Raw genomic sequence first — 25,062 nt, 5'->3', positions numbered from 1 at the left:
CACGTATGAAACACCTGAGGCAGCGCGCAGCGGGGTCGACTGCGTTACCGCAGCGCCGCTATGCGGACCACGTCGTCCATGAGCGCGAGGCCGGGGAAAATAACATGGAAGCCGAAATCGTGGCAAACCTTCTTCTGGTCGACGACGATGCAGGAAACCTCGCGTCGTTGCAGCTGGGACTCGAAAGCGACGGTCATCACGTTAGCACTGCTGCCGACGCGGCACGGGCAATGCAAATGCTGTCGCGTGAAGCAGTTGAGATTGTCGTAACGGACTATGAGATGCCTGGCATGGACGGCGCCGAATTCTGTCGCCAGGTACGCGCTAAAGCTGCGCATCGTGAGCTCCCCATCGTAATGCTGTCCGCTGGTCCCGAACCCGTTTGCGCATCACGTTGCTGGACGCTGTTCTTTCGTAAGCCCGCATCTTTGGATCGTCTCACGGCAGCCATCTGCGCCCAGATTGCAGAGCCCAGTACCCCGTAACACGGAGCCAGACTATCTTACGCGATACGGTAGTTGTTACGAAGGGTCCCGCGCCAGTTCATTGACCGGGGACAGACCCAGAGCACTGAGGAGTCGGAATGAAGAACTGGATGCTGGCGTATCAGGTCGTGGTATGGCTAGCGCGGACTTGTTCTCAATAGCGGGTTGCTTTTTAAACGTGAGGTATGTTCCACGGCAATCATGAAATTCGCTCGTGTCCCGACGCGCTGCAAGCGCGCAATGCAAAGATTGGCGTGCGTTGGACGAGCATGGCGCCGAACTCGACATCCTGCTACAAAAGCGGCGCGACAAACCCGTAGCCAAACGCTTCTTCAAGCGTCTCGTCGACTCTCCATGAACGGCCAGCGGATTTCGCAAACCGGTCCCAACGCTTCGCGAACTCCGGCGTGAAGCGTTGACTGAGCTTGTAATTCAGGTACCAACGGACACACACGACGATGCCTTCGCGGTCAAAGCGGTGGCCGTTGAACAGCCTGTCCATGGCTACGGGCTTACTCATAGCGTGCTCGCGCTCGTCAAATCCCGACCTTAACCTACCGACAACTCCCATTTGCATCGGAGCCCGCGAGATAAGGCTTGCCCAGCATATCGAGGAATGCACGAACCTTCGCGCTCAAGAAACGCCGCGAACTGTAAAGCGCCCAGATTTCAACGGGCGATCCCGCATCGAGACCCAACGGCACCAGTTTTCCATCCGCGATATCGGGCTGCACGAGCAACCCCGGCAACAGTGCGGCGCCTATACCTTCCAGTGTCGCCTCGCGTACCATCAGGAGCGAGGACAATTTCAGTATGGGTCTCGGCACCACACGGTGGAGCTTTTTGTCCTTTGTCTGAATTTGCCACGACTGTTCCGTTGCCGTCGAAAGCACGACCGCCGGTATGCCGGAGTCTAACGAACGATTTGCATGGCCGAGGCGCTCGCGCACGATGGTTGAATCGGGAGTCGCGCACAGGACGCGCTGGTCGATCGCGATGCGCCGCCCCACCAGCAATTCGTCCGCACGGGGATTCACGCGAATGACGAGGTCATAGCCGTCCTCGACGGGATCTGTCATGCGATCCTCGGCCACGATTTCGAGTTCCACCTGCGGATACGCACGAGCAAAGCGCGCAGCGATCCGGGGCAACACGACGTGCGCGTAGACGATCGGCGCGCTGATCCGTAGGCGGCCGCGCGGCGCTGACGCGCGTGAAGCGATTGCGTCGCCCGCCTCGAAAACTTCCGCGAGCAGGCCGCGTGTTTGCTCATGCAGCAGGCGGCCCTCATCGGTCAGGCGCAGCGTGCGCGCGCCCCGCTCAATAAGTCGCACACCGAGACTCTGCTCGAGCTCGGCTACCCGACGTGACAAAGTGGCCTTCGGACGATCGAGCTTCCTGGCCGCAGCGGCGAACCCGCCATGTTGCGCGACTGCATTGAAATCGGCAAGGGCAGTGAGATCCATGGTCGTTCCACAAATGAGACAAGGCGTCTCGTTGTTTGGTCTATCGGATCAAAAACGGAACGTCTATCGTAACCGTGCGGGCCGTCAATTGCCCAATCCACTTCACTTAGCGGAGAACGAACATGGCTATTCTCGTGACAGGCAGTACCGGCACCATCGGGACGCAGGTGCTCGACCACCTCAAAGACAGCGGTGCGGAGGTTCGCGCGCTGACCCGCAAACCCGATGATGCGCAGCTACCCGCGGGCGTTGCGGCTGTGAAAGGCGACCTGTCTGACATCGACGGATTGCGTACTGCGATGAAGGATGTCAGCACGCTGTTCCTGCTCGCACCCAACGCGGCCGACGAACAGACTCAGGCGTTGCAGGCTCTGGGCGTCGCGCGCGAGGCGGGCGTGAAAGGTATCGTTTATCTGTCGGTGTTCATGGGCGAGCACTACACGGATGTGCCGCACTTTACGAGCAAGTTTTCCGCGGAGAGAATGATCGAGCAGTTCGGCTTGCCCGCCACCATTCTGCGACCCGCCTATTTCATCCAGAACGATGTCCGGCAAAAGGAGGCGCTTCTGAAGCAAAGTGTCTACGGCATGCCAATCGGCGCGAAGGGCATTTCAATGGTGGATGTGCGCGATATTGGCGACGCGGCCGCGCGCGAACTACTGCGGCGAGAGAGAGCAAGCGAACGGCAGCCGGGCGAAACCTATGAACTCGTGGGGCCAGACGTCGTGACAGCTGATTGGGTAAGTGCGACCTGGAGCGAAGCGCTGCAACGTCCCATTTCTTATGGCGGTGACAATCTTGTGGCGCTCGAAGCGCGCCTGAAGGCGGTTTCGCCAGCATGGCTCGCGTATGACATGCGACTGATGATGCAGCGGTATCAACGCGATGGGGCCGCTGCGACCGCTGGGCAGGTCAAGCGCATGACGTTGCTTCTCGGCCGGCAGCCACGGTCGTATCGGGACTTTGCAAAGGCCTGCGCAGCAGCGTGGGCGAAAGAGTGAGAAGGGTGTTGCCGGCTACACACTGGGGGCGGGGCGATGTCGCACACCGTTATGCGCGGGGGACGCATCGCGGACCAACTGACCTGGTTTTGGTGCTGAATGGTGCGGATCAATGTGGTGTGATTGATCGTCGGCTGCTAAGCGGTGCGTGGACGAATGATCGTGGCTAGACATACTATTGGCGTGCATTCGCTGCGGGCGACTGACATCTTCTCGTTGGCGACCACAGCCGTGCCCCGCGTATTTTGCTGGCAGACGTCCGGGACGATGGCCGACGACCGAACGCAGATTGTCACGCCGACGAAACACCTCCTGGCCCTCGCGTAGGCGCACGGAGTCGAGCGCAGGCTGAAGCTAGGACAAGGTCGCCTCGTACGGAGCCGTCAGGCTCAGGTCGGCCAACTGTGTCACTCCGGGGGTTGACAAAGACGGCCGTTGTAACTGGAAAGCCGACCTAGCTATCGCGCTGGTCTGACGGGCTGCAGTGGGTCGGGAGCGCGCATACGCCAATGAGTGAAAGCTCACTCAGGACAATCAGACTTCTCGGCAGAAGGGCGACCGACCTCTAGCTGCCCAACCGATGGTAGTTCCCGCGAATTTGCATCACCTTGCCACTAACCCGCCGCTACGCCATACGGCGAATGCTTCATTCATGAAGGCTCGCGACGGTGTTTCTGCGATCGCGCGCGCCTGTTCCTGTCGCATCCAATAGCGCCGGCTGGCTGCGTCGTACTCGAGGTGTCCGCGAGCAATCTGTGTCGCCAGCCACGGGTTCACGCGGCGGAGACTCAAACCGGTTTTCTTTGCAAGCCGGCTCGCGGTCAGGGGATTCTCGGCTAGCGCCTCAAACAGCCGGAGCTCGTCCGCGTCGGTTATCGCGGTATCTTCATCGGCCTCAGCCGGCCGAGGCTTACCGCCCATGCACTCGTTGAGCCTTTTCAGGGACACATCCATGATGACCTCCTGCATGTAGCGCCCATCCAGTCGGGTTTCCCAACGTTCAAGCGAGTTCGGATCCGGCTGGCGAAGCGTTGAGATATCGTAGTAATCTGCGCGTAAACGACACTCTGATGACCGCTGCCGTTTTAGTGACAGCATCAGACTGCGCCCGAAACGTTGTACTGACGGTTGGAGCCAGCGTGGGAGACGAAGGCATAGGCGATACCGCGTCCGCGAATTTGAGCATTTGCCTGCTCGGCGAAATCGAGGTCAGGCGTGATGGCGCAGGCATGAGCTTGCCGGCTTCGCGTCGCACGCGTGCGTTGCTGGCCTACCTCGTATCGTGCGGTGGCGCTGTCGCGCGATCGACGTTATGCGATCTGCTCTGGGACGGTCCCGATGATCCACGCGCCGCGCTTCGCTGGAGCCTGACCAAGTTGCGGCCGCTGGTAGACGATGCATTGCACACCCGTATCGTGGCCAGCCGCACGCATGTCGCTTTCGACGCCGCCGGTGCTTTCATCGACACGACGACGGTGACGACGCTGCTCGCATCGGTGACCGAAGCAATGCCGCTCGCGACGCTCGAGCGTGCAGCAGTGCTGCTGCGAGGCGACTTCGTGAGTGGACTCGATCTTCCATCCTGCTATCGCTTCCATAACTGGTGCGTCAGCCAGCGGGAGCACTTCGGGCGTATGCGCAAGACCGTACTGCGTGCGCTCATCGGCAGAATGGGAGGCGATCCAGTGGCTGCCGTGCAGCGTGGGCGAGAACTGGTCGAGGCGGATCCGCTCGATGAGACCACACATGCCACGCTGATCAGGCTGCTACACGGCGCCGGTCGCCACGCTGATGCAGAAAATCACTATGCCTATGCACACGAGCTCCTACGTCGTGAACTCGGGGCAGCATCGTGTACGACGCTCGATGACCAGATCCGACATATCCGCCAGGACCTGCGCACTGCAACGGTGAAGGACGAGCCGGCACATGGCGATCCTCGCGAAATCGTCGACGATCAGAGGTCCCTCCCGGCGCCGCCGCTTGTCGGACGCGGCGAGGAACGCATGAAGCTCGACGCCCTGTTGACTTCACCGCTTGCGTCCGGTGGGCTGACTTTGCTGGCCGGTGAACCAGGCATCGGCAAGACACGGCTGCTCGATTACTTCAGCGCGCGAGCGTCGAGCGCGGGTTTCATCGTGCTTCGGGGCCGCTGCTATGAGGTTGAGACGATACGTCCGTACGGTATCTGGATTGATGCGCTACACGCCGTTGCACCCGATATTCTCTCGGCATCAGACGAAGCGCTGACGCCTCTGCTTCGCCCGATGTCCGCCAGGACGCCAGAGATTCAGCAGGACGAGGGAAACCGCGAGCGCTTCTTCGAAGCGGTCGTCGCGCTGCTCGGGCGCCTGTGTGACGGGCATCGGCTGGCCATCGTGCTGGACGACCTCCACTGGCTTGACGAAGCGTCGGCGGCGCTGCTTCATTTCGTCCTGCGACGGCTCGATGGCCGGCCGATCGCTTTTCTCGCGGCGGCGCGAATTGCCGAAGCTGACGACAACCGGTGGGCGAGGACATTGCTGCAGTCGTTTTCCCGCGAGGGCAAGCTCGCTCGTGTACTGCTGTCGCCGCTTTCCGTGACTGATGTTGAAACGCTGCTTGCGACATCGGGCACCGACATGTTGCGCGAGCAGGCTGCGCGCGAAAGCGGCGGCAATCCGCTTTACCTGCTCGAGCTGACGCGCGCCAGGAATGCGAACGCCGACGACGCGGCGCGGTCCATCAATACCTTGATTGCGGACCGCCTTGCGCCGCTGGCACATGCCACGCGCGAGTTGCTTTCTTTCGCGGCTGTCATCGGCCGCGGCTTCACGCCCGAGCAACTGGCAGGACTATTGGAAAGGCCGCTTCGTGAGATTCTTCCTTGCCTGACCGAGCTCGAACGCCGTGGCTTGATCGCGCCTGCCACCGAGGCCGAGTTCGATTTCGCGCATGATCTCGTGCGTCAGGCGGTTTATCGAACGCTTTCTCAGCCGCATAAGCGTGCGATGCATCACCAGATCGCGCGGCAGTTGCTGGCTGCGAGCAAAGACGATCCGCGACTGCACGGTGAAGTGGTCCACCACGCCACGTTGGCGGACGACTCGCTCATGACCGCGCGCGCGTGCGTCGAGGCGAGCAACTACTGTCTTCATGTTTTCGCCGTCGCTGAAGCTCGCTCTGTCGCTGAACGCGGCCTCGCTCACGTCCGCGCATTGCCGCGAGGAAGCGAGCGCATCCGTCTTCAGATTCAGCTTCTGACGGCACGGGTTGTTGCAGCCGCCAGTTCGGGTGACACGTGCCCGGCCCTGCTCGAAGAAGAGTTCGAGCGCGCCATTCAGGATGCGGAGGCCCTGTCGCTTCATGCAGAAGTGGTTCAGGGCCTCCATAGCCTCTCGTGGATCACCCAGCAAGCGAACGACATCGAGCGCACGCGACAGGTGACGATCAGGGCCGAAAGCGCTGCGCGCAAGGCCGACACGACTACGCGCTGCAAACAGCTGGCGAACACCGGCCGATGTCTGCTCGAACTGGAGCGCGATCTTCCTCGCGCGCGTAGCGTTCTGCACGAAGCAGGCGCGATGGCGGAGCGCCGGGGTCTGCACGTCGTGGAGCTCATGTGGGGCGAGGCGCTACTCGCCCGTGCCGATGGAAAGCTCGACATTGCGTGCGCCAGTCTCACTGATGCCGTATCCCAAGCGCACTCAACAGGCGAGCACTGGCGCGAGTATCAGTGTCTCGTCTGGCTCGCGATGATGAACCTTGAGCGCGGAGCTTATGCCGAAGTGATCCGTCTGGCGGGCGCGATTGTTGAAGCTGCGCAAAAGATGGGCGACTCCGGTGCACCTTTCACGGACGTGCTCGGCAACATAGCATCACTCCGTCTCGCGGGTGACGAACCGCTCAGTCAAGCCTTCGATGCCCTCGACGCATTGCGTCAGGCTGACGACAAACGACATCTTTGTTATGCGCTCAACGAAGCGGCCCTGGTCTCGCGCGACTGGGGCTGCGCCGCGAAGGCGCGCGCCTATGCGACCGAGGCACTGGCGGCGGCGGAAGTTCTGCATTCAACGACGGAAATGATCGTGGCTACGGCCGTCCTGATCGATTCCGCGCTCACAGCAGGGGAAGCCGAGCAGGCCGAGCCGCATCTGAGGTCGTTGCGTAACTTGCTGAACGAACGTGCGCCGAGTCCTCGCGCCGACGTCTCGATTCGACGTCTGTGCAGTCGCTTTCCGGCGATTACAACGGCAATTCCAACGCAAACGCAGTAGCCTGTGACATACGAGTGTTGCCGCAGGGGAGAACTGAAATGGCGCACGTGGTGGTTGAGCGGAGCTTTCCGACGCCACAGTCGGACGAAGACCTGGCGGTAGTCGAAGATCGGTTAGCGCCGTGTAGCGAGCTTCATGGTGTCGTGTGGAAGCGCAGTGTCGTTTCGCTCGATCGCAGACACATGATCTGCGAGTACGAAGCACCTGATGCGGAAACGGTTCGCAAGATTCAGAGAGAAGCCGGCGCGGCGTTCGATCACATATGGCCCGGCGAGATCATTGGTGGTTGACGCGATGGCTAGCTTTCGGGTCGCGGCCTGCAAGCGTTCATCACGCGCGTTCGTCGACCCGGCCGCATCAGAATAATTGGCAGGCCGACCTGTTGCGCGCGTGTCTTCAATCGGCCGAGGGCGTGTAAAAACGTGCAGAACGGCCGGTTGGTGAAGTCCTGTCGGGAGCACGATTGCGTTGGACCGAGACGCGAGCGGATAGAGTGATCGAGCTTTGCCGGTGAACAACGTCGGCGTACGAGTTCACGCGCCTGCCAGCTTCATTGCGCGCATCGTCTTTGAGAACCCGAGAATCCTTATGACGCGCTTGAGGTTGTAGGCCAGCACATGCAAACTCATTTCGGCCGCGACATGGCCCAAACGGCGCGTCTGGAAGTGGGTCGAACCCATCCAGTGCTTGAGTGTGCCGAACACATGTTCGACCGTTCGGCGTCGTATCGTCATGGCGTCGAGTTGGCAATCCAGCCTTGACTGCATTGTCTCGAACACCGCTACGTGTTCCCATCGTCGGATACGCCGGTAATCAGCCGGTGTGCACTGGCTTTTCATCGGGCACTTTGGGCAAGCGCTGCTCCAGTAGGTACGCAGGGTCATCGGATTTTCTCGCTCGACCGAACTGAATCGGTAAATCGCCCGTTGGCCCGCCGGACACAGCTACTGGTCGTCTCTGGCGATGTAGATGAAGTCAGCCCGGTCGAATCGTCCGTCAGCCTTTGCACTAGAGGTTTGCATTTTCGGCACCAGCGCCGCGATACCGGCGTCATCGCAAGCCTTGATCTCCGGGGCACTGAAGTACCCACGATCGGCCAGTGCCTTGATCGTCTTGTTGCCCATGGCATCGCGGGCGGCCTTGGCCATCGGGCTCAACTGCGTCGCCGCTGCGAGAGAGATCTGGGCACAGGCCGTGGTGCAAAGCCAGACGATAATAAAAAGCGATGAGGTCGAGTCGTTCTTGGACGACGTTTTGCTTCGCGCGCAAGCGACGTTGGAGTCAAGCTGCAATGATATTTCCGTTCGGGAGTTTGCGGAGGATCGCGTTCGTCGGGCGGAGCGCGCACTGAAGAAGCGCAGCAGGTATGCGTCTCGGAATGAGGCCATCCACGAAGAAGATCTTCACGATGTTCGCAAGGCCGGCAAGAAGCTGAGATATCTGCTGGAGTTCTTTCAACCCGTTATCAAGACCAGCCACGTTCGCACTATCAAGGAGTTGGCGTGCGTGCAAGACAAACTCGGCCAGTTCAACGACATTGCTGCAAGCGAAACCCTTATCCGGGGCGCGTCATTCAACGACGTTCCGCCCGAAGTCGTGCAGGAGTCGCTGCAATGGCTGGGAAAGCAGAAGTGCCGACGAATGCGCGGCATCGCGGCGTGTTCGAGCCATCGCGATTTGAGCTCGGCGCGATTTCAAACGCCCACAGAGCAATTCCAATTGAACTGCTTGGTCACATTACGGCCGTGATTGGCGGAACGGCCGAGAAGGGTTGATGACGAGGCTTAATTCCACGGAACGAACCAAGGAAGAGTCGCGGAGATTGTCGCAGGACTGAAAACCGTCGAGCGTATTGAGATCCTGCGTTTTCATCAAATGGGCCGTGACAAGTGGCACAAACTGAGACCTCCCTACAAGCTGGAAAACGTCGATCCGCCAGACGCCGAGTTGTCGGAACGGGTGCGAGCGCAGTTCCGCAGCGGCGGTTTGCGGGTCGGCCATCTATAGACGTCCGACGGCGCAGGTGAGATCCGCTGAATTGAGCACGGTTAAGCACTGCTGTCTACGCTCGTGGATTATTGCGACTTTGCCGCGCTTTTGCCCTCATCGGTTGCGCGTAGTGACGCGTTTGCGGCGACAAGCAGGTTGGCGTCGTGGTGTCGGACCGCAGCGTCAACCGCATCGAACGCCTTTTGCAGATCCCTGTGCACAAGCTTTCCAACCTTGCCATTTGCGGAAATGACGTCTGCTTCTTTTTTTAGGCGCTTAACGAGTTTGGCGGCGCATCTGCTATCGAGAGTCCCGTTGGTGACGAACTCACAGATGTACATCGCCAGCGCGGTAAGCGTCGCATCGGTCGTTTCAGGCGCACCGCTGCTGTTTTCGGTCTTCTTGCTCATCCGCATCCTCCCGTTAAGATTATTTCTGCTGAACCTGCCCCACACTACCATAGAGCCGGTGAGCAAGACGGTGACAGATTTCGAGCGCGGGGGTGTTTCCGTCTTCGACCGCCGGTCGCCCGTCACCTGCGCCATCCGTATAGATTGAGCAGCCGTTATCGGAAAGTCCGAAACGTCGCTCTGGGTCGTCTACGGTCCTCCGATGTCGCCGCTAATGGTTGTCGGTGTACGGAACAACAACTTCGAGGATCGGGGACAGCGCGATGCAAGGTCGCTGATGCAGATGCTCGGCGGCAAGGCAGTCCAGCCTTGACACGAGAGCGGGCGGCAGCCGGCCACCATCCGCCGCTCGAAGAGAGGCATTCAAGGGCAGGTCTACGCCCGACATGAGACGTCCGACAGAGTGTCCGAAGTTTCCTAAGGGCTGTTAGTTCACTCCACGCAGAACAGGAGTAGGCACTCTGTCAGTCCAGCCTGGCAGTTCGGCAAAAACCTGCAAGAAAAGCGACATTTCACGCGCTATCGACTGACGCACGACTTTGGGAAACTCCTCTCATTGTTCAGCCATTCAGGAGATAACCCATGCAGTCCCGCTTTCCCCCTACCGTCTATCTGAGCGCCTGCGATGTGATTCACCTTGTGCAACGCTTCGGTCTGTCACGTTGTATCGCGGGTGTTGCCGAACGGATCGAGCGCGACTTTTTGCGCTGGCCCGAGTTCGACAAGAGCGCGCGTGTCGCCTGCCATTCAAGCGACGGTGTGATCGAACTGATGCCGATTGCGGACGCGCAGGAATTCGCCTTCAAGTACGTAAATGGACATCCGAAGAACACGCGTCGAGGGCTTCCCACAGTGATGGCCTTCGGTGTACTGGCTGACGTCGATACCGGAGCGCCGCGTCTGCTGTCCGAATTGACGTTGACGACGGCGATCCGCACCGCCGCCACGTCGGCCCTCGCAGCGCGCACGCTTGCGCGCCCCGAGTGCCGCGTCATGGCGTTGATCGGTAATGGCGCGCAAAGCGAATTTCAGGCGATCGCTTTCCGGGATCTCGTCGGCATTCACACATTGCGCGTTTATGACGTCGACCCGGACGCGACGGCCAAGCTCGTTGCCAATCTGAATAGCCAGCGTCTGCATGTGATCATCTGCAATAGTGCGGCCGAAGCAGCGCGAGGCGCAGACATCATCACGACGGTCACGGCCGACAAAACCAACGCGACCATTCTGACGCCAGACATGATCGCACCAGGCGTGCATATCAACGCGGTGGGCGGCGACTGTCCCGGCAAGACGGAATTGCACGCGGACATTCTTGCGCGTGCGGATGTGTTCGTCGAGTACGAACCGCAAACGCGTATCGAAGGTGATATCCAGCAGATGGCGCCGGACTTTCCAGTGACGGAGCTATGGCAGGTCCTATCAGGCACGGCGGCTGGCCGCAAGTGCGACACGGACGTCACCGTGTTCGATTCGGTCGGCTTCGCGCTAGAAGACCTGTCGGCATTGACCTTCATCCGCGAAATGGCGGCGCAACTTGGCATCGGAGATATCGTCGAACTGATTCCGCAGACTTCCGATCCGAAGAATCTGTTTAGCGTACTCGGCCCGCAATCCGCCGACCACAGGGTCGCTGCGCTCGTCTGACGCACAATGGCAGCGGTCGCTACAATGCGGCCGTTGCTAGCGATAGCTTTTCAGCAAGATGCTCGTTTCAGTATGCCGGATGCCTTTGATGAGACGCACCCGTTCAAGGACTCTTGACAGTTCCGCCGTCGAACTCGCGCGCAGTTCCGCCCACAGATCCCAGCGGCCATTCGTGTCGTGTAACGCGATGGCGCCGGGTTCGCCGAGCAGGCTTGCAATCACTTCGCGGGTCTGATTACCCTCTACCTGGACGCCCATCCATGCGCGGATTTCGTCGGGTACAGCCTCCGGACGCAGCTTGACCGTATAGCCGACGATCACCTGAGCGTCCTCCAGGCGGCGCAACCGGTGCGTGATCGTGCCGCGTGCAACTCCAAGCTTTACCGCGAGCGTCGCGACGTTGGTGCGCGCATCGGCGCGCAGCAGGGCGATGAGTTTCTGGTCGATATCATCCATAGCTTTACAGAGCGAGTGGACGCGAGCTTGCGCCGCGTTCGCGAACCCGCTTTTCAGTCGCTCAGTCAGTCAAATAGCGTTCGGCAAGCAGGGCCCAATAGGCCCCCCCGACGACGACGTTGTCGTCGTTGAAGTCGTAGCCGGGGTTGTGGACCATGCAACTGCTGTCGCCCGCGCCGTTACCGATCAGCAGATAACTGCCAGGGCGATGTTCGAGCATAACGGCGAAGTCCTCGCTGCCCGTCAGTGCCGGGCCTTGCGGCGTGATGTGTTGCGCGCCGAGCAGTTCGATACCGACGTTTCGCGCGAAGGCGGTTTCGTCGACCGAATTGACGAGCACTGGGTAGTCACGTTTGTACCGCACCTCAGCATGGACACCGAAGCTTTCGGCTTGTGCGTCGACCAGAGCGCATATGCGCGTCTCCAGCAAATCGCGCACGTTGCGATCGAGTGCCCGTACACTCAGTTCAAGCTGCGCGCTGTCGGGAATCACATTGTTTGCTTTGCCTGCATTCAACGCACCGATAGTGATGACTGCTGTCTGCTGCGGATCGACGTTGCGCGATATGACCGTCTGCAGCGCCATCACGATGCTTGCCGCGGCGACGATCGGATCCGATGCGCGATGCGGCATCGCACCGTGTCCGCCGCGACCGGTGAGGATGATCGTGACGTCGTCGCTCGATGCCATCGCTGGCCCCTCGCGAAAGACCAGATGCCCCTGCGGTATGCCCGGCATGTTATGCATCGCGAACACGACGTCGCATGGGAATCGTTCGAATAGACCGTCGTCGATCATGATTCTGGCGCCACCGGGATGCTCCTCGGCGGGCTGAAAAATTAAATGCACCGTGCCGGAGAAATTGCCTTCGTTCGCAAGATAGTGGGCGGCGGCCATCAGCATTGCCGTATGACCGTCGTGACCACATGCGTGCATCACGCCGTCGTGCATGCTCTGCCAAGGCACCCCGGATGCTTCGTGAATTGGCAGCGCGTCAAGATCGGCGCGTAGGCCAAGGCGCTTGTGCCCGTTACCACGTTTGAGCGTCGCGACGAGGCCCGTCTGCGCAATACCGCGTGTCACGTGATAACCGAAGTCGGTCAGCAACCCGGCGATCACATCGGACGTACGAGTCTCAGCAAGGCCCAACTCGGGATGACGATGCAGGTCGCGGCGCAGTGCGATGAAGCGTGAGGCTTGCTCGCGCATCGCCTCGATAAGCGGATGAGTCATGAGAACAGGTCGTGTCAGATTGGAGAATAAGATCGCAGCGACGTCAAGGCGTCCGGCGGACAGCGGACGCCTCGACGAATCTGGCCTGAAAAATCAGAATGCGGATGGCATCCGCGCGCGCTGCTCGATCGCCTCGCCGGCAGCGAGACACAGATCTTCGCGATACGGCCCCGCGACGAGTTGCACGCCGACGGGCACACCATCGTGCACGCCCGTTGGCACGCTCAGGCCGGGAAAGTTCAGCGCCGCGACGAGCTTGAGCGGCAGCTGTGCATCGAGTATGCGCGACATGGTGTCGTCGCCCTCCTGATCCAGGCCCCAGCGGAACGGCATGTCGAGCGAGGTCGGCATCAGAACGAGCGGATACTGCTCGAAAAACGCATTCCATTTGCGGCGCAGCCGGTCGCGGCGCGCGAGACCTTGCACATAGGCTTCGAGCGAAACGTCGCTGCCAAAGCGGGCGAGCATGCCGCGCAGCGCGTTGCGCGCGCCGTCGTCGCCGTACACGTCGACAGTCTGTGCGAGGTTCGTCGAGATTTCCGTCATCGCAATCGTCATCCAGATCTCGAAGCCTTCCCGCATTTCCGGCGGTCCGACTCGCTCGACCTCGTAGCCAGCTTCGGTCAGCCAGCGCGCGGACTGCTGCAACGCTTCGTACACGTGGGAGTCGATCGGCAGGCCGTCGATCTCGTCGACGAGCGCAACCTTGACGGGACCGTTGATGGCGGGACCGACAAGCGGTGCTGGAACCCAGTTCGGATCGCGACCGTCCGCAGCGGACATCACCGCGAGACTCACGTGTAGATCCTGCACCGACCTTGCAATCGGACCTTGTACGGCGAAGCTTTGCGCTGCGAAGGTGCGTAGTTCGCCAGAGCTTGGCGTGAACGATGGAATGCGGCCGGCGGTCGGGCGCAGGCCAGCGACGCCGCATGCGTAGGCAGGGTATCGTACCGAGCCCGCCAGATCATTGCCGTGCGCAATCGGACACATGCCCGAAGCCACGGCTGCCGATGCGCCGCCCGACGAACCGCCCGGCGTAATGTCGTCGCGCCAGGGATTAAGCGTGCGGCCGTGCAGAGCATTTTCGGTAAACCAGCGCATCGAGAACGCCGGCGTATTGGTGCGCCCGACTATCACCGCGCCGGCCTTCAGCAGATTCGCCACGACCGGACTGTCGGTTTGAGCGATCAGATCATGTTTGGCGACCACGCCGTGTGTGGTCGGTTCGCCAGCCACATCGACGTTGCACTTCACCGTCACAGGCACGCCGTGTAACACACCAAGCGGTATGCCCGCTGCGCGTTGAGCATCGGCTTCATCGGCCGCGCGCAGCGCGCAATCGCGATTGATGTGCGTCAGCGCGTTGACGCGTGGGTTTTCGGCCTCGATGCGCGTAAGGCAACTCGTCACTGCCTCGCGGCTCGAGATCGCGCCTCGCGCGATCGCCTGCGCAAGCTGCCACGCTTCCCAGCGCCATAGATCAGTCGGCAAAGTCGATTCTGCGATACCAGATTGCATGCTTCCCATCTTGAAGTTCCTCCAAAAAGCGCATGCCCGACGTCGCGTGACGTTGAGCATTGCAGCAAAAGGCGCGCCGATGGCGCGTTAAAACAGATGGCGGATACCTACCCGAGACACGAACTGCCGGTCGGTGGAAGACGGAGCGGTCAGTGCGATCGACGCGACGGTGCCCGGTCCGCTCGCTTTCTGCGCGTCGAGATCGACGTACACGTCGGTGCGCTTGGAAAGCAGATAGTCGATACTTGCCGTCGCCGTGTACCAGCGCGACGATTCGAAGTGATCGAAAGACACCTTGCCTGTCAGCACCAGATCGGGCCATATGTGCCAGTTGCCGCCCACGTGCAGTATTTGATTGGTTGCAGTGTTGCCGGCCAGTTTCAGACGGGTGTTCGTGTAGAGTGCCGCAGCGCTCCACGCGCCATACACGTAGGTCGCGCCGAAGCCAAGAATGCGCTGGTTGTCGACGACAAGCGCAGTGGTCGGCGTGACCACAACGCCAAGCACTGTCGGCGCACCGGTCAGTCCCGCAAAAACGGCGGCCTTGTCGATGTCGGTCAGCACCGCGCCGGCGGAAAAGCCGCCGTACGCGTACTGGAGGTTCGCGCTGATGGCGCGGCCGAGATTGGTCGACTGCGCGCCTAAGTTCTGGCCGAATGAGTACATCACGCCGCCCTTGAAGCCGCCGAAAGTCGCGCTGTTGAACTGGACTGTATTGTTCAGCCGTTCACCGGACACACGGTCCAGGTCCGCGTTCTGCACGCCGAAAAGTCCACAGTTCAGGCACGGCAGATAATGTTCCAGCAAGACCGTGTAGTCGTATTGGCGGCCCATCGTTACTTCGCCGATCGAGTCGTCCCCCAGGCCCAGGTAGGCCTGCTTGCCGAACAGCAGGCCGCCTTGGCCAAGCGCGCCCGTGTTCAACGAGAAGCCATTTTCGAGCTTGAAGAACGCGTGCATGCCGCCGCCCAGATCTTCCGATCCCGTAAAACCGAGAGAATTTGATTTGTTGACGCCGTCCTGCATTTCCACAAGCGAGTGGCCACCGTAGTTGTTCACGTAGGTCAGACCGTTGTCGACGCTGCCGAACAGCGTGACGGACGATTGAGCCCAGGCGGTCGAACACATAAGGGGGATTGCAAACGTGGCTGCAATAAGGCGTTTCAAGATGGTCTCCAACGTGGTTGATGTGATCGGGCAGAAATGTGGGCGCGAAGCCGCCTCGGTCGGCCGGCTATGAGCCGGCAACCTTCAAAGAGGAATAGATGAATTGGACTGCGGGTGGGTAGCTTGCCGTTCAGGCGTGTTGACTGGATTGCCGGGCGAGCGGTTCGCGCTGCGTCATCGCCAGCACGCCGATGACGCCCAGCACAACACTCGCGGCGATATACCATGCGGGAGCAAGCCGGTCGCCCGTCACTTTCGTGAGCCACGTATTGATCAATGGGGCAAGGCCGCCGAAACACATCGCGCCAAGGTTGTAGACGATCGCCATGCCTGTCGAGCGAATCTGCACCGGAAAGGCTTCGGCGAGCGCTGCTGCGGACGGTCCCCAGAAAAAGCTCATGAGAAACGCCGACACCACTTCGAAGCGGATCAGCGAGCGGGCATCTGGAGCGTTCACCAGTGACGCGAGCAACGGGTAGGCGAGCACGCCGTATAGCAGCATTGCAGGCAGCATCACACGGCGGCGGCCATAGCGGTCGGCCAGATAGCCGGTCAGCGGGCACATCACGAGCAGGACGAGCGAGCCGGCCACCATGCCGAGTTGAGCGGTGCCGGGATCAAGTCCAAGTTGGCCGCTGGCGAACAGCGGAATATAGATCAGCCCGACATACGACGATGCGGTCCCCACCGCGACGATGCCCAATGTCGCCAACAATTGACGCGGATAGTGCCGAACGATACCGGCAAGCGACAGGCGGTCGGTCGGGGCGCGGTGCTTCCGCTTGATGAAAGCTGCAAACTCCGGCGATTCGTCGACGCGCGAGCGGATGTAGTAGCCAATCGGACCAATCAGTGAGCCGAACAGGAACGGCAGTCGCCAGCCCCAACCGTGCAGCGAGGCGGGCGTCAAATTGTGCAGCAGCAGATACGCGACGGTGCCGCCGAGCGCGAACGACAGTGCTTGCGAACAGGCCTGGAAGCTGCCAATCAGATTGCGCTGCCCTTGCGGCGCGTATTCGAGCAGCATGGCGGTGGCGCTGGCGAACTCGCCACCAGCTGAGAAGCCCTGCAGCATGCGCGCGAGCACGATAAGCGCGGACGCCGCGATGCCGATCGTCGCGTAAGTCGGCGTGAGGCCAATCAGGAGCGTGCCCGCCGACATCATCAAAATGATCGCGGAGAGGGCCGCCTTGCGGCCCGCACGGTCCGCGTACATGCCGAGCAGGACGCCGCCGAACGGCCGGATCACGAACGCGATGCCGAACGAAGCGAATGCAATCATCAGCATTGCCGGGCCGCTTTGCGGCGGGAACATCAGCCGCGAGATGATGACGGAGAAGCTGCTGAAAATGCCAAAGTCAAACCATTCCAGCCCGTTACCGATGACTGACGAAACGATTGCACGGCGCCGGGCGCCGGGTTCAATGACCAGTGCTGGAGATGTCTCTTGTGTTGCCATTGGCGCCTCGTGACAGGAGAATCGAAAGTCGGTTCGCATCGGAACCAGTGTCACGATCGTAAATTGACCGGCGTGTCGGTCATAGCCAACGAAACAATTTGGTGTAATGTTTTTCTTTACACGCCGGTGGCCTGATTAGTCCGGCTCAATGAAATCGACCGACGCCATCATCCGGCGAATCGCCGGTTCGGTGCTGTCGCGGCACGCTTTGGCGGCCTCGATGAAACATTCGATCATCAATTGGGCGGTGGCACTCGGCGGTTCACCTCGTCGCATGACGAGGCTGGTGGTCATCTCAGGCATTTCGTCCTGAATTGGCAGTGCGGCCACGCGCGTGCGCATCAGTGGCGATTCGATCAGCGGCCAGGGGCAGACGGCGAGCATGTCGCTGCCTTCCATCATTGCGATCGAAACCAGTGTGGAGCGCGCGTAGTGCACCTGCTCGGGCTTCAGCGCGAGTCCGTGACGCGCCAGCATGTTGCTGTGGCGTTGTTCGTGCAGATCTTCGCGCATGGTCATTACCCAGCTTTGGTCCGCGAGATCTCGCAGCGACGTACAACTGACGAGCGGATGACCGATGCGTCCGACCACCGCCAAACCGCAAGAAAACAGCTTACGTGAAATGAAGTTGGCGCTCTGAGCTCTGGACGGGGCGAGGCCGAGCGAAAAATCGAGCGTGCCGTCACGCAGACCAGCATGCGAGGTGCCGATTGTTTCTGCGCAGTCGAGGCGCACGTCGGCGCGCAGGCGCTGAAAATCGGCGAGCGCGCGCGGCAAGATGGTCTGCGTGATCCATGGCGTGGCACCGACCGTCACCGCGCCTCCCTTCAGGCCACGAATCTGCTCGATCTCTTCTTCTGCCCGATCGATTTGCGCAAGAATCAGGCGTGCATGAGCGAGCAGTCGGCGACCAGCGTAGGTTAACGCCACACCTTGTGGCTGCCGGGTAAAGAGGGGTGCCCCGGTGTGACGCTCCAATTCGCGTAGCGCGAGGCTGACAGCTGTAGCGGACAAACTGAGTTCTTCGGCGGCCGCGCGCATGCTGCCTTTTTCCGCGATGCAAGCGAAGCACCGCAAATGCTGAATCTTCATCGGACGGCGTTGCCTGGTAGGGGTTTCGTGATCAGCATGATAGCGGGAACACACTTTAAGTGGCCCAGGCACGACTAGTGGCGGCGATAGGCGACGCTGCATCGGCAACGTATAAACGTCGCTTCTGCTTGTACAGCGGACGGTGGAGGATTTTGTTTAGGTGGCGGCAGTGGGTCGACTACGGTCGACCCCGCCGGGCTGTCCAGTGTTGGATTTTTATTGACAGATTAGTCCAGAACAAATAGTCTCGAACCATGGCTAGACCTAGAGAATTCGATCGAGAAGAGGCACTGGACCGCGCTACGCGCGTTTTCTGGGCGAAAGGCTACGCCTCAACTTCAACTGAGGACCTGCTCGCTGCGATGAAAATTGGGCGACAGAGCCTCTACAACGCGTTCGGTGACAAACGAAAACTCTACCTGGAAGCGCTGGAGCGATATCAACAGGAAAGCACCACGGGCCACCTAGAGCGTTTGAATGGCGCTGCGTCGCCGGTAGACGGTATGGAAGCGCTCTTGCTCGGTCTCATTGCCGAAGACGAGAGCATTCGCGCACTTGGGTGTATGGGCGTCGGCGCTGTCGGTGAGTTTGGGGCTGCGGACCCGCAGCTTGCGATGCTGCGGAGCAAAGTGGGCCCAAGGCTTTTCAGACGCCTGACTGAACGCGTCCGTGAGGGGCAGGAATGCGGAGAGGTCGATCCCACCATCAACGCCGGCGAAGCCGCCGCCTTTTTACAGATGACGATGCAGGGCATTCAGCTCGCCGCCCGCGCGGGCGGCGACGCGAAGAGCCTGTGCATGCTGGCCAGGTTTGCAATCAACCGCCTTAGATCGCGCTAGGCAATGAAAATCCTCGCGTGACTTATGCGCGCCCTATTATGGACTGATGTGTCAAGAACGGAGATGAGAGTGAACGAGAGTCGCAAACTTACGGGAAAGGTCGCCATTGTCTTTGGCGGTTCACGAGGCATTGGTGCGGCGGCAGCGAGACGTCTGGCAAACGAGGGGGCCGATGTAGTGGTGACCTACGTGTCGGCGCCGGAACGAGCGGCCGAAACGATCGGGGCGATAGAGGACACGGGACGAAGCGGCCTTGCAATCAGGGCAGACAGCGGCGATCCGGCAGCGATCGAAGCAGCCGTCGCACACGCCGTAGACCACTTTGGGAGACTGGATATTGCGGTTGTCAACGCAGGCATCCTGTTGCTTGGCGACGTCGCGTCGGTGAGCGTGGAAGATCTTGACCGGATGCTGAACGTCAATGTGCGTGGCGTCTTTCTCGCCATCCAGACTGCGGCTGCGCGTCTCACTGACGGTGGCCGCATCATTACGATCGGCAGCAACACCGCGGTGCGAAGCGGCTACCCGGGTTCGAGCGTTTACTCAATGACGAAGGCCGCGGTTGCAGTCATGGTGAAAGGTATTGCTATCGACCTCGCGGGCCGTGGCATCACAGTCAACAACATTCAGCCCGGGCCTACTGTAACGGATATGACAGTCGATCATATCGAGAGGATCAAGCAACTCAGCCCGCTCAAGCGTGCGGCAGATCCGGACGAGATTGCCGGCCTGGTTGCGTACGTCGCCAGCAAGGAGTCAGGCTACATGACGGGCTCCAGTATCACCATCGACGGTGGCTTGGCGCTATGACTGTCCGACCGCGGTCCGGGGTCGTCAAAGACCGGTATGCACGACAGCGCTTCTACGACCTGCTTCGCCGAAGGACGGCTTCGGCGCGATGAGCGGACGCTCGGAAATGGATTTCCGCCGTCCGCTTGGGGCTGGTGCCGTCGACCACATCGGGCAGAATTCGGCCCGTACAATCGGAAATATGCGAACCAGGCTTGAGACACTGTCACCGTGAATGTCGCGCCTTTTCCCGGTCCCTCATTGCTCCCATCGACGGAACCTCCGTGCAGTTTAATCAGATTCCCGACGAGGGCGTGGCCGATGCCCGGGTCGCCCCTCGAGCGGTAGATCGGGGATAACCGACAATCTTCTCGTTGGCATCTACCAGTGCCTGTGAAAATCAATAAGGAGCGCCTCGAGTTGCACAGCTTCAACGTCGCGGCACGTTCCGGCCTCCAATATCGATTTGGCCGCCGCGGTGCGGGGGGGCGAGGATACATCGTGACGCTCGCCCTGACATAGCTGTACAACGGACTTATGCTGCTTGCCCAGTGCCCAGATCGGCGCCCGTCATTGGATCGGACGACGTGTCCGATGCCGTGCGGGACGCCATGGCCTGCAAGGTCTTCACATCGTTCTTCGACACATTGACAGTCGCAAGTCCGTCGCCGCCATCGACCGCCGGTTCTGGGGAATCGACGTATTCCCATTCGGGTCCTTCATTCCATGGCCCGCGCGGCGCGTTGTCACCTTTCGACATGTTGTAGTAGACACTTGTGAATTCGGGCACGCCCGGAAGCTTGCCCTGCGGGAAGTTTGGCTGGATAGAATGCAGCGCCTTCTCGAACGATTTCTGATGCGCGATCTCCCGTGTCATCAGAAAGCCGAGCGTTTCCTTGATCCCGGGATCATCCGTGACATTGATCAGCCGTTCATAAACGATCTTCGCGCGTGCCTCTGCGGCGATGTTCGATCGCAGGTGAAGGTACGGTCTTTGCGCAGACCCCAATAACGCGCGTGATCGGGAACGTGATATCCAGAGGGCCGTCGAGCGCAGGCTGAACTGACCCTATGACAGGCAATGCGTGAGAAAATGTCAACGGAAATGCGACGCGCTACGTGGTGCGCGGCATGGTTAGAAGTTGAGTTTCACCCAAATTTCTGCGGATCCTGTGCCCAAACATGCTCGACGCAAAAGAACAGCTTACCGAGTGCGCACCGCCTGCTCCCGCACGAATCGTGGCAATCGGCGGATCAGCCGGTGCGCTGCACGCCCTCGGCCAGTTTTTCCGGGCGGCTTCCGCCATGCCGCACGACATCGCCTTCGTGGTCGTCGTTCATCTGTGGCCGGATTCCGAAAGTCATCTGCCGGAGCTTCTTGCAAGGGATACATCCTTCGTCGTATCCATGATTGAAGACGGTGCGCCGATTCGAGGGGGATGTGTGTACGTCATTCCGCCGAAGGTATCGGTGAGCGTCGCCCGGGGCGCATTCAAACTGATGCCGGCGGTGGGGCGTCCCGAAATTCCAATGCCCATCGACCGTTTGTTCTCATCCCTGGCAGCCGATCAGCACGAGCGCGCCATCGGAATCGTGCTCACGGGGGCAAATGCCGACGGTGCTGCCGGCCTGCGAGCCATCAAGGTCGAGGGCGGTATGGTGATGGCACAGACGCCCGAATCCGCTGAGCACAGTGCGATGCCGGAACACGCGATCGCGACAGGGCTGGTCGACTACGTGCTTCCAGTGGACAAAATGCCCGCGGCGTTGATTGACTACATCGAGCGCCCAGCCGCTCTCAGCTTACCGGCCGCAGACGACGAGGAGCATCCTGCCGATCTCGAGCCGGTGCTACGCGCGTTGGCGGCCGCCGGCGCGGACTTCAGAGGATACAAGCGGGGAACCTTGGAAAGACGTATCGCCCGCCGTATGACCGTGAACCGGGTGAACAGCCTTGATGCTTACTGCGACATACTGAAAACCCGGGCCGAGGAAGCGGATGCGCTAAGCCTGGACATGATGATTGGCGTGACGGAGTTTTTCCGCGACCCGGACGCGTGGAAAGTGCTCACCGAGCGCGTTCTGACTGGCCTCCTTGACGAGCCGGAAGGCGAACAGCCACTGCGCGTCTGGGTGCCAGGATGTGCGACAGGGGAAGAAGCCTATTCGATGGCCATGCTGCTCACCGAGGAGATCGAGAAGCGCAATGGATCGCGAAAATTCATGATTCTCGCGTCCGATGTGAACCGTGCGGCTCTCGCGCGGGCCCGAACCGGCATCTATACACCCGGTGTCGCGTTACCCCTTGGGGAGGCCCGGCTGAACCGCTTCTTTCATCCGCAGGGCGACGGATATCAAGTCCGGCAGAACCTTCGGGAAACGATCCTTTTTACGCCGCAGAACCTGATCGCCGACCCGCCATTCTCCCGCGTCGACCTCATCAGCTGCCGGAACCTGCTGATTTATCTCGAACCTGAAGCCCAGCAGCGCGTGTTCGAGCTGTTTCACTTTTCGCTGAACCCAAAGCGGTATCTGTTTCTTGGACGCTCAGAAAGCACGGATCCGGATTCCGTCCAGTTCCAGGAAATGTCCAACGCGTGGCGAATTTACCAGCGCAGTCCGGTTACAGCGCCCGGCGTTTCCGGCTACCGTTTTTCGACACGGACAGCGCGGCGCGACGAATTCCCGCCGACAAGCCGCGTGGGCATAAGAAGCAAGGGATACGCGGAGCTGGTGAACGCAACCCTGCTGACCGAACATCACGCCGCTGCGGTACTGGTTAACGCCGCGCATCAGGTCCTCTACATAAGCGGCTCAGCAGACGAATATCTGCGACAACCGGCGGGAGAACCGACCGGCAACGTTCTCGATATGGCCCGCGAAGGGCTGCGCCTGAAACTGCATATCGTGCTGCGCCGGGCTATCGAAAGCGAATCCGGCACCCCTGTCAGCGAGGTGGTGTCGGACGGCGAAGGGCCAGAAGTGAAAATCACTGTCACACGGCCTTTCGATACAGCGCATTCTGGCAAGGCCCTGCTTATCATTTTCGCGCGGCTGCCCGTCATTGACCGGCCCGCTTCGCCGATCGCTGCGGGTGTCGATTCAGATCTCTGGCATCTTGAGAGCGAACTTCGCACAACCCAGTCCGCCCTTGGCAACACCATTGAGGAACTGGAAGAGAGAAACAGCGAGCTAAGGGTATCGAACGAAGAAATTCTTTCGATGAACGAAGAGTTACGTTCGGCCAACGAAGAGCTGGAGACTTCGAAAGAAGAATTGCAGGCAGTCAACGAACAGTTGAACCAGGTCAATGCCCAGCTCGAACACAAGATCGGTCAGGCAGAGGCGCTCGCCGAAGACGTCACGAATCTTCTCGCGAGCACCGAGATTGCGACGTTGCTTCTCGACCGGCACGGCGCGATAAAGCGATTTACGCCCAGCGCGTCCCGTCTGTTCGGGCTCGCACTACCTGATACCGGGCGTGCCCTCTCCGGAGTACTGGCTGCACCTCTCGGCGGAACATTAGAGCAGGATGTAGAGCAGGTGCTTTCTGGTGCAACGGGACACGTGGAAAGAGAAGTTGGAACGGCCACTCGACAATGGTTCATGCGGCGGGTCACGCCCTATGTCGCGCTTCATGGCAAGGCGCCTGCCGGCGCCGTCGTCACCTGGACAGACATTACTCATGTCAAGCGAGCCGAAGAGCGCTCGCGGCGGCTCGCGGCAGTCGTCCAGGATTCCAACGACGCAGTAACGGTATTTGACCTTAAGGGCCGCTTCCTTGCATGGAACAGGGCAGCCACCGGAATGTACGGCTATAGCGAGGCGGAAGCGCTCAGCATGACTGTCGCCGATATGGTGCCACGAGGCGCGAGGCAGGACCACCTCGAGTTCATCCAGGAGGCGTCGCACAACGAAGCGTTGCATTCCTACGAAACGCGGCGCGTTGCCAAAGACGGTCGGACGATCGACATATGGTTGACCATGTCGCTTCTGCTAGACGATGCGGGTAACGCCATAGGGGTTGCGTCGACAGAGCGCGATCTCACCAATCGCAGCGTCAGCAATCGTCACCTGAGTGAACGTGCGGCGCAGCTAGCGCTTGCCGACCGCCGGAAAAACGAATTTCTGGCCACGCTAGGCCATGAGCTACGCAATCCGCTGGCAGCGCTGGTTTCCGCCGGCAACCTGCTGGTCTCCGACGCGGTTGGAGAAACGAAGAAAGGCTGGGCCGCTGGCGTCATACAGCGTCAGGTGCGCGCAATGATGCACCTTGTCAACGACATGCTTGATATCACGCGGATCACGAGTGGCAGCATTGAATTGAACCGTCAAACCGTTTTGCTGAAGACAGTTGTCCAGAGTGCGATCGAGGTTTGCCAGCCGATCGTCGATGAACGTCATCACACGCTCCTGGTCTCGCTTCCGGAAGAATCCGTCTATCTGTACGCTGACTCGACCCGTCTGTCGCAGGTCATTGAGAACATCTTGATCAATGCCGCAAAATTCACTCCGCCCGGAGGCACCATACAACTGCGTGCGGTACGAACGGCTGACAGGCTTTCTATGAGCATCAAGGACAATGGCAGGGGTATCCCGCCACAGATGCTTGGGAGTCTGTTCGAAATGTTCGTCCAGGGCCCGGTATCGGGCAACCAGCGCCAGAACGGGTTGGGCGTCGGACTCTCCGTGGTCAGGCGTCTGGTCGAGTTGCACGGCGGCTCGGTCAGGGCAATCAGTGACGGCAGGACAGGCAGCGAGTTCGTTGTCGATCTGCCGCTTGGTGCAACACCGGGCGCGGAGGAAAGTGTCGATGCACCGCCGACCCGCGCCGCAGTGCCAGCGAAGCGGATTCTCATCATCGACGACAACGCCGACGCGAGCGAAGCGCTGGCGATGCTTCTGGCCATCGAAGGTCATGACGTGCAGACCCGCCTGGATGGCATCTCGGGAATCGCGGCGGTCGAAGCCTTCAGGCCAGAAGTCGTTCTGCTCGACATCGGACTTCCAGATCAGGACGGCTTTGAGGTGGCAAGGCAACTGCGCAAGTCCGCGCCCGGTCGCGACGTCACACTGATCGCCGTTACGGGATATGGAATGCCAGCGGACCGCATGCGCTCGGCCGAGGCAGGTTTCGACCACCATCTGACCAAGCCCGTCGATCCGGAAGACTTGCTGCGATTGTTGTCCAAGTAGAAGGTGTGCGGCGGTCCGTGAATCACGGTGCTGCGATCGCCCCAATCTTGCTGCC

The 25,062-nt window shown here is 60.4% G+C and carries 19 protein-coding genes and 4 pseudogenes; 10 read left to right on the top strand and 13 right to left on the bottom strand.

All coding sequences use genetic code 11. From position 1 onward, the window contains the following. The first annotated feature begins 5 nt into the window (after nt 1-5). Both CI15_RS38285 and CI15_RS37365 read left to right on the top strand, forming a co-directional pair. The gene (locus tag CI15_RS38285; protein WP_075643776.1) at nt 6-485 is read left to right on the top strand and encodes a response regulator; all 480 of its coding nucleotides are present in this window, start codon (nt 6-8) and stop codon (nt 483-485) included. A gap of 250 nt (nt 486-735) precedes the next feature. Continuing rightward, nucleotides 736-837 (top strand): annotated as a pseudogene (locus CI15_RS37365) (DDE-type integrase/transposase/recombinase); the annotation flags it as partial. On the opposite strand, the pseudogene CI15_RS36180 reads toward CI15_RS37365, so the two are convergent. Beyond that, nucleotides 823-1,005: pseudogene (locus CI15_RS36180) on the bottom strand (IS6 family transposase); the annotation flags it as partial. The pseudogenes CI15_RS37365 and CI15_RS36180 sit on opposite strands and share 15 nt — an antisense overlap. A gap of 34 nt (nt 1,006-1,039) precedes the next feature. After that, nucleotides 1,040-1,951, bottom strand: a complete 912-nt coding sequence (locus CI15_RS25265; protein ID WP_062132873.1) for a LysR family transcriptional regulator — start codon at nt 1,949-1,951, stop codon at nt 1,040-1,042. A 122-nt stretch (nt 1,952-2,073) separates the two neighbouring features. On the opposite strand from CI15_RS25265, the gene CI15_RS25260 reads away from it, so the two are divergent. After that, the gene (locus CI15_RS25260) at nt 2,074-2,952 is read left to right on the top strand and encodes an NmrA family NAD(P)-binding protein (RefSeq protein ID WP_062132869.1); all 879 of its coding nucleotides are present in this window, start codon (nt 2,074-2,076) and stop codon (nt 2,950-2,952) included. Nucleotides 2,953-3,555: 603 nt separating this feature from the next. On the opposite strand, the gene CI15_RS25255 is transcribed toward CI15_RS25260, so the two are convergent. Beyond that, on the bottom strand, nt 3,556-3,906 hold the full coding sequence (locus CI15_RS25255) for a DprA-like winged helix domain-containing protein (RefSeq protein ID WP_153041192.1): 351 nt from the start codon (nt 3,904-3,906) through the stop codon (nt 3,556-3,558). A 185-nt stretch (nt 3,907-4,091) separates the two neighbouring features. Here CI15_RS25255 and CI15_RS25250 point away from each other — a divergent pair, with 185 nt between their 5' ends. Together CI15_RS25250 and CI15_RS25245 are read left to right on the top strand one after the other, a co-directional pair. Next, nucleotides 4,092-7,208 (top strand): ATP-binding protein, encoded by a 3,117-nt coding sequence (locus tag CI15_RS25250; protein WP_062132864.1) that lies wholly within the window; start codon nt 4,092-4,094, stop codon nt 7,206-7,208. A gap of 38 nt (nt 7,209-7,246) precedes the next feature. Continuing rightward, on the top strand, nt 7,247-7,498 hold the full coding sequence (locus CI15_RS25245) for a nickel-binding protein (RefSeq protein ID WP_062132861.1): 252 nt from the start codon (nt 7,247-7,249) through the stop codon (nt 7,496-7,498). A gap of 243 nt (nt 7,499-7,741) precedes the next feature. Here CI15_RS25245 and CI15_RS25240 read toward each other — a convergent pair. After that, a pseudogene (locus tag CI15_RS25240) lies at nt 7,742-8,368 on the bottom strand (transposase); the annotation flags it as partial. Between CI15_RS25240 and CI15_RS25235 the strand changes: the two are divergent. Next, nucleotides 8,331-8,957 carry a CHAD domain-containing protein gene (locus CI15_RS25235; protein WP_153041190.1) on the top strand — a complete coding sequence of 209 codons (627 nt, stop codon included), beginning with the start codon at nt 8,331-8,333 and terminating at the stop codon, nt 8,955-8,957. The pseudogene CI15_RS25240 and the gene CI15_RS25235 overlap by 38 nt on opposite strands. Here CI15_RS25235 and CI15_RS37040 read toward each other — a convergent pair. Both CI15_RS37040 and CI15_RS25230 read right to left on the bottom strand, forming a co-directional pair. Next, nucleotides 8,946-9,209 (bottom strand): hypothetical protein, encoded by a 264-nt coding sequence (locus tag CI15_RS37040; protein ID WP_161950061.1) that lies wholly within the window; start codon nt 9,207-9,209, stop codon nt 8,946-8,948. The genes CI15_RS25235 and CI15_RS37040 overlap by 12 nt on opposite strands. A 74-nt stretch (nt 9,210-9,283) precedes the next feature. Continuing rightward, nucleotides 9,284-9,607: a hypothetical protein gene (locus CI15_RS25230; protein ID WP_062134141.1), complete on the bottom strand. Its 324-nt coding sequence runs from the start codon at nt 9,605-9,607 to the stop codon at nt 9,284-9,286. Between the two features lie 582 nt (nt 9,608-10,189). On the opposite strand from CI15_RS25230, the gene CI15_RS25225 reads away from it, so the two are divergent. Beyond that, nucleotides 10,190-11,254, top strand: a complete 1,065-nt coding sequence (locus CI15_RS25225) for an ornithine cyclodeaminase (protein WP_062132857.1) — start codon at nt 10,190-10,192, stop codon at nt 11,252-11,254. A gap of 36 nt (nt 11,255-11,290) precedes the next feature. On the opposite strand, the gene CI15_RS25220 is transcribed toward CI15_RS25225, so the two are convergent. From CI15_RS25220 to CI15_RS25195, 6 genes are all read right to left on the bottom strand, one after another. Further along, nucleotides 11,291-11,710, bottom strand: coding sequence for an Lrp/AsnC family transcriptional regulator (locus tag CI15_RS25220; protein ID WP_062132854.1), 420 nt, complete (start codon nt 11,708-11,710; stop codon nt 11,291-11,293). 61 nt (nt 11,711-11,771) lie between these two features. After that, nucleotides 11,772-12,920: a M20 aminoacylase family protein gene (locus CI15_RS25215; RefSeq protein ID WP_241495923.1), complete on the bottom strand. Its 1,149-nt coding sequence runs from the start codon at nt 12,918-12,920 to the stop codon at nt 11,772-11,774. A 117-nt stretch (nt 12,921-13,037) separates the two neighbouring features. Next, the gene (locus CI15_RS25210; protein WP_062134139.1) at nt 13,038-14,465 is read right to left on the bottom strand and encodes an amidase family protein; all 1,428 of its coding nucleotides are present in this window, start codon (nt 14,463-14,465) and stop codon (nt 13,038-13,040) included. 87 nt (nt 14,466-14,552) lie between these two features. Continuing rightward, complete coding sequence (locus tag CI15_RS25205) at nt 14,553-15,713, bottom strand: porin (protein WP_153041189.1); 1,161 nt, start codon at nt 15,711-15,713, stop codon at nt 14,553-14,555. A 49-nt stretch (nt 15,714-15,762) separates the two neighbouring features. Further along, nucleotides 15,763-17,091, bottom strand: a complete 1,329-nt coding sequence (locus tag CI15_RS25200; protein ID WP_062132842.1) for an MFS transporter — start codon at nt 17,089-17,091, stop codon at nt 15,763-15,765. A gap of 135 nt (nt 17,092-17,226) precedes the next feature. After that, nucleotides 17,227-18,183, bottom strand: a complete 957-nt coding sequence (locus CI15_RS25195) for a LysR family transcriptional regulator (protein ID WP_062132839.1) — start codon at nt 18,181-18,183, stop codon at nt 17,227-17,229. Nucleotides 18,184-18,437: 254 nt separating this feature from the next. Here CI15_RS25195 and CI15_RS25190 point away from each other — a divergent pair, with 254 nt between their 5' ends. Further along, on the top strand, nt 18,438-19,022 hold the full coding sequence (locus CI15_RS25190) for a TetR/AcrR family transcriptional regulator (RefSeq protein ID WP_062132836.1): 585 nt from the start codon (nt 18,438-18,440) through the stop codon (nt 19,020-19,022). A gap of 69 nt (nt 19,023-19,091) precedes the next feature. Beyond that, nucleotides 19,092-19,832 (top strand): SDR family NAD(P)-dependent oxidoreductase, encoded by a 741-nt coding sequence (locus tag CI15_RS25185; protein WP_241495922.1) that lies wholly within the window; start codon nt 19,092-19,094, stop codon nt 19,830-19,832. Between the two features lie 514 nt (nt 19,833-20,346). Here the strand turns inward: CI15_RS25185 and CI15_RS25180 are convergent. Continuing rightward, nucleotides 20,347-20,796 (bottom strand): annotated as a pseudogene (locus tag CI15_RS25180) (manganese catalase family protein); the annotation flags it as partial. Between the two features lie 197 nt (nt 20,797-20,993). Here CI15_RS25180 and CI15_RS25175 point away from each other — a divergent pair. Beyond that, complete coding sequence (locus CI15_RS25175) at nt 20,994-25,007, top strand: CheR family methyltransferase (RefSeq protein WP_062132833.1); 4,014 nt, start codon at nt 20,994-20,996, stop codon at nt 25,005-25,007. Nucleotides 25,008-25,062 lie beyond the last annotated feature (55 nt).

Source organism: Paraburkholderia monticola, assembly GCF_001580545.1.
GTDB classification, from domain to species: domain Bacteria; phylum Pseudomonadota; class Gammaproteobacteria; order Burkholderiales; family Burkholderiaceae; genus Paraburkholderia; species Paraburkholderia monticola.
This window is presented reverse-complemented; position numbering and strand designations above follow the sequence as displayed.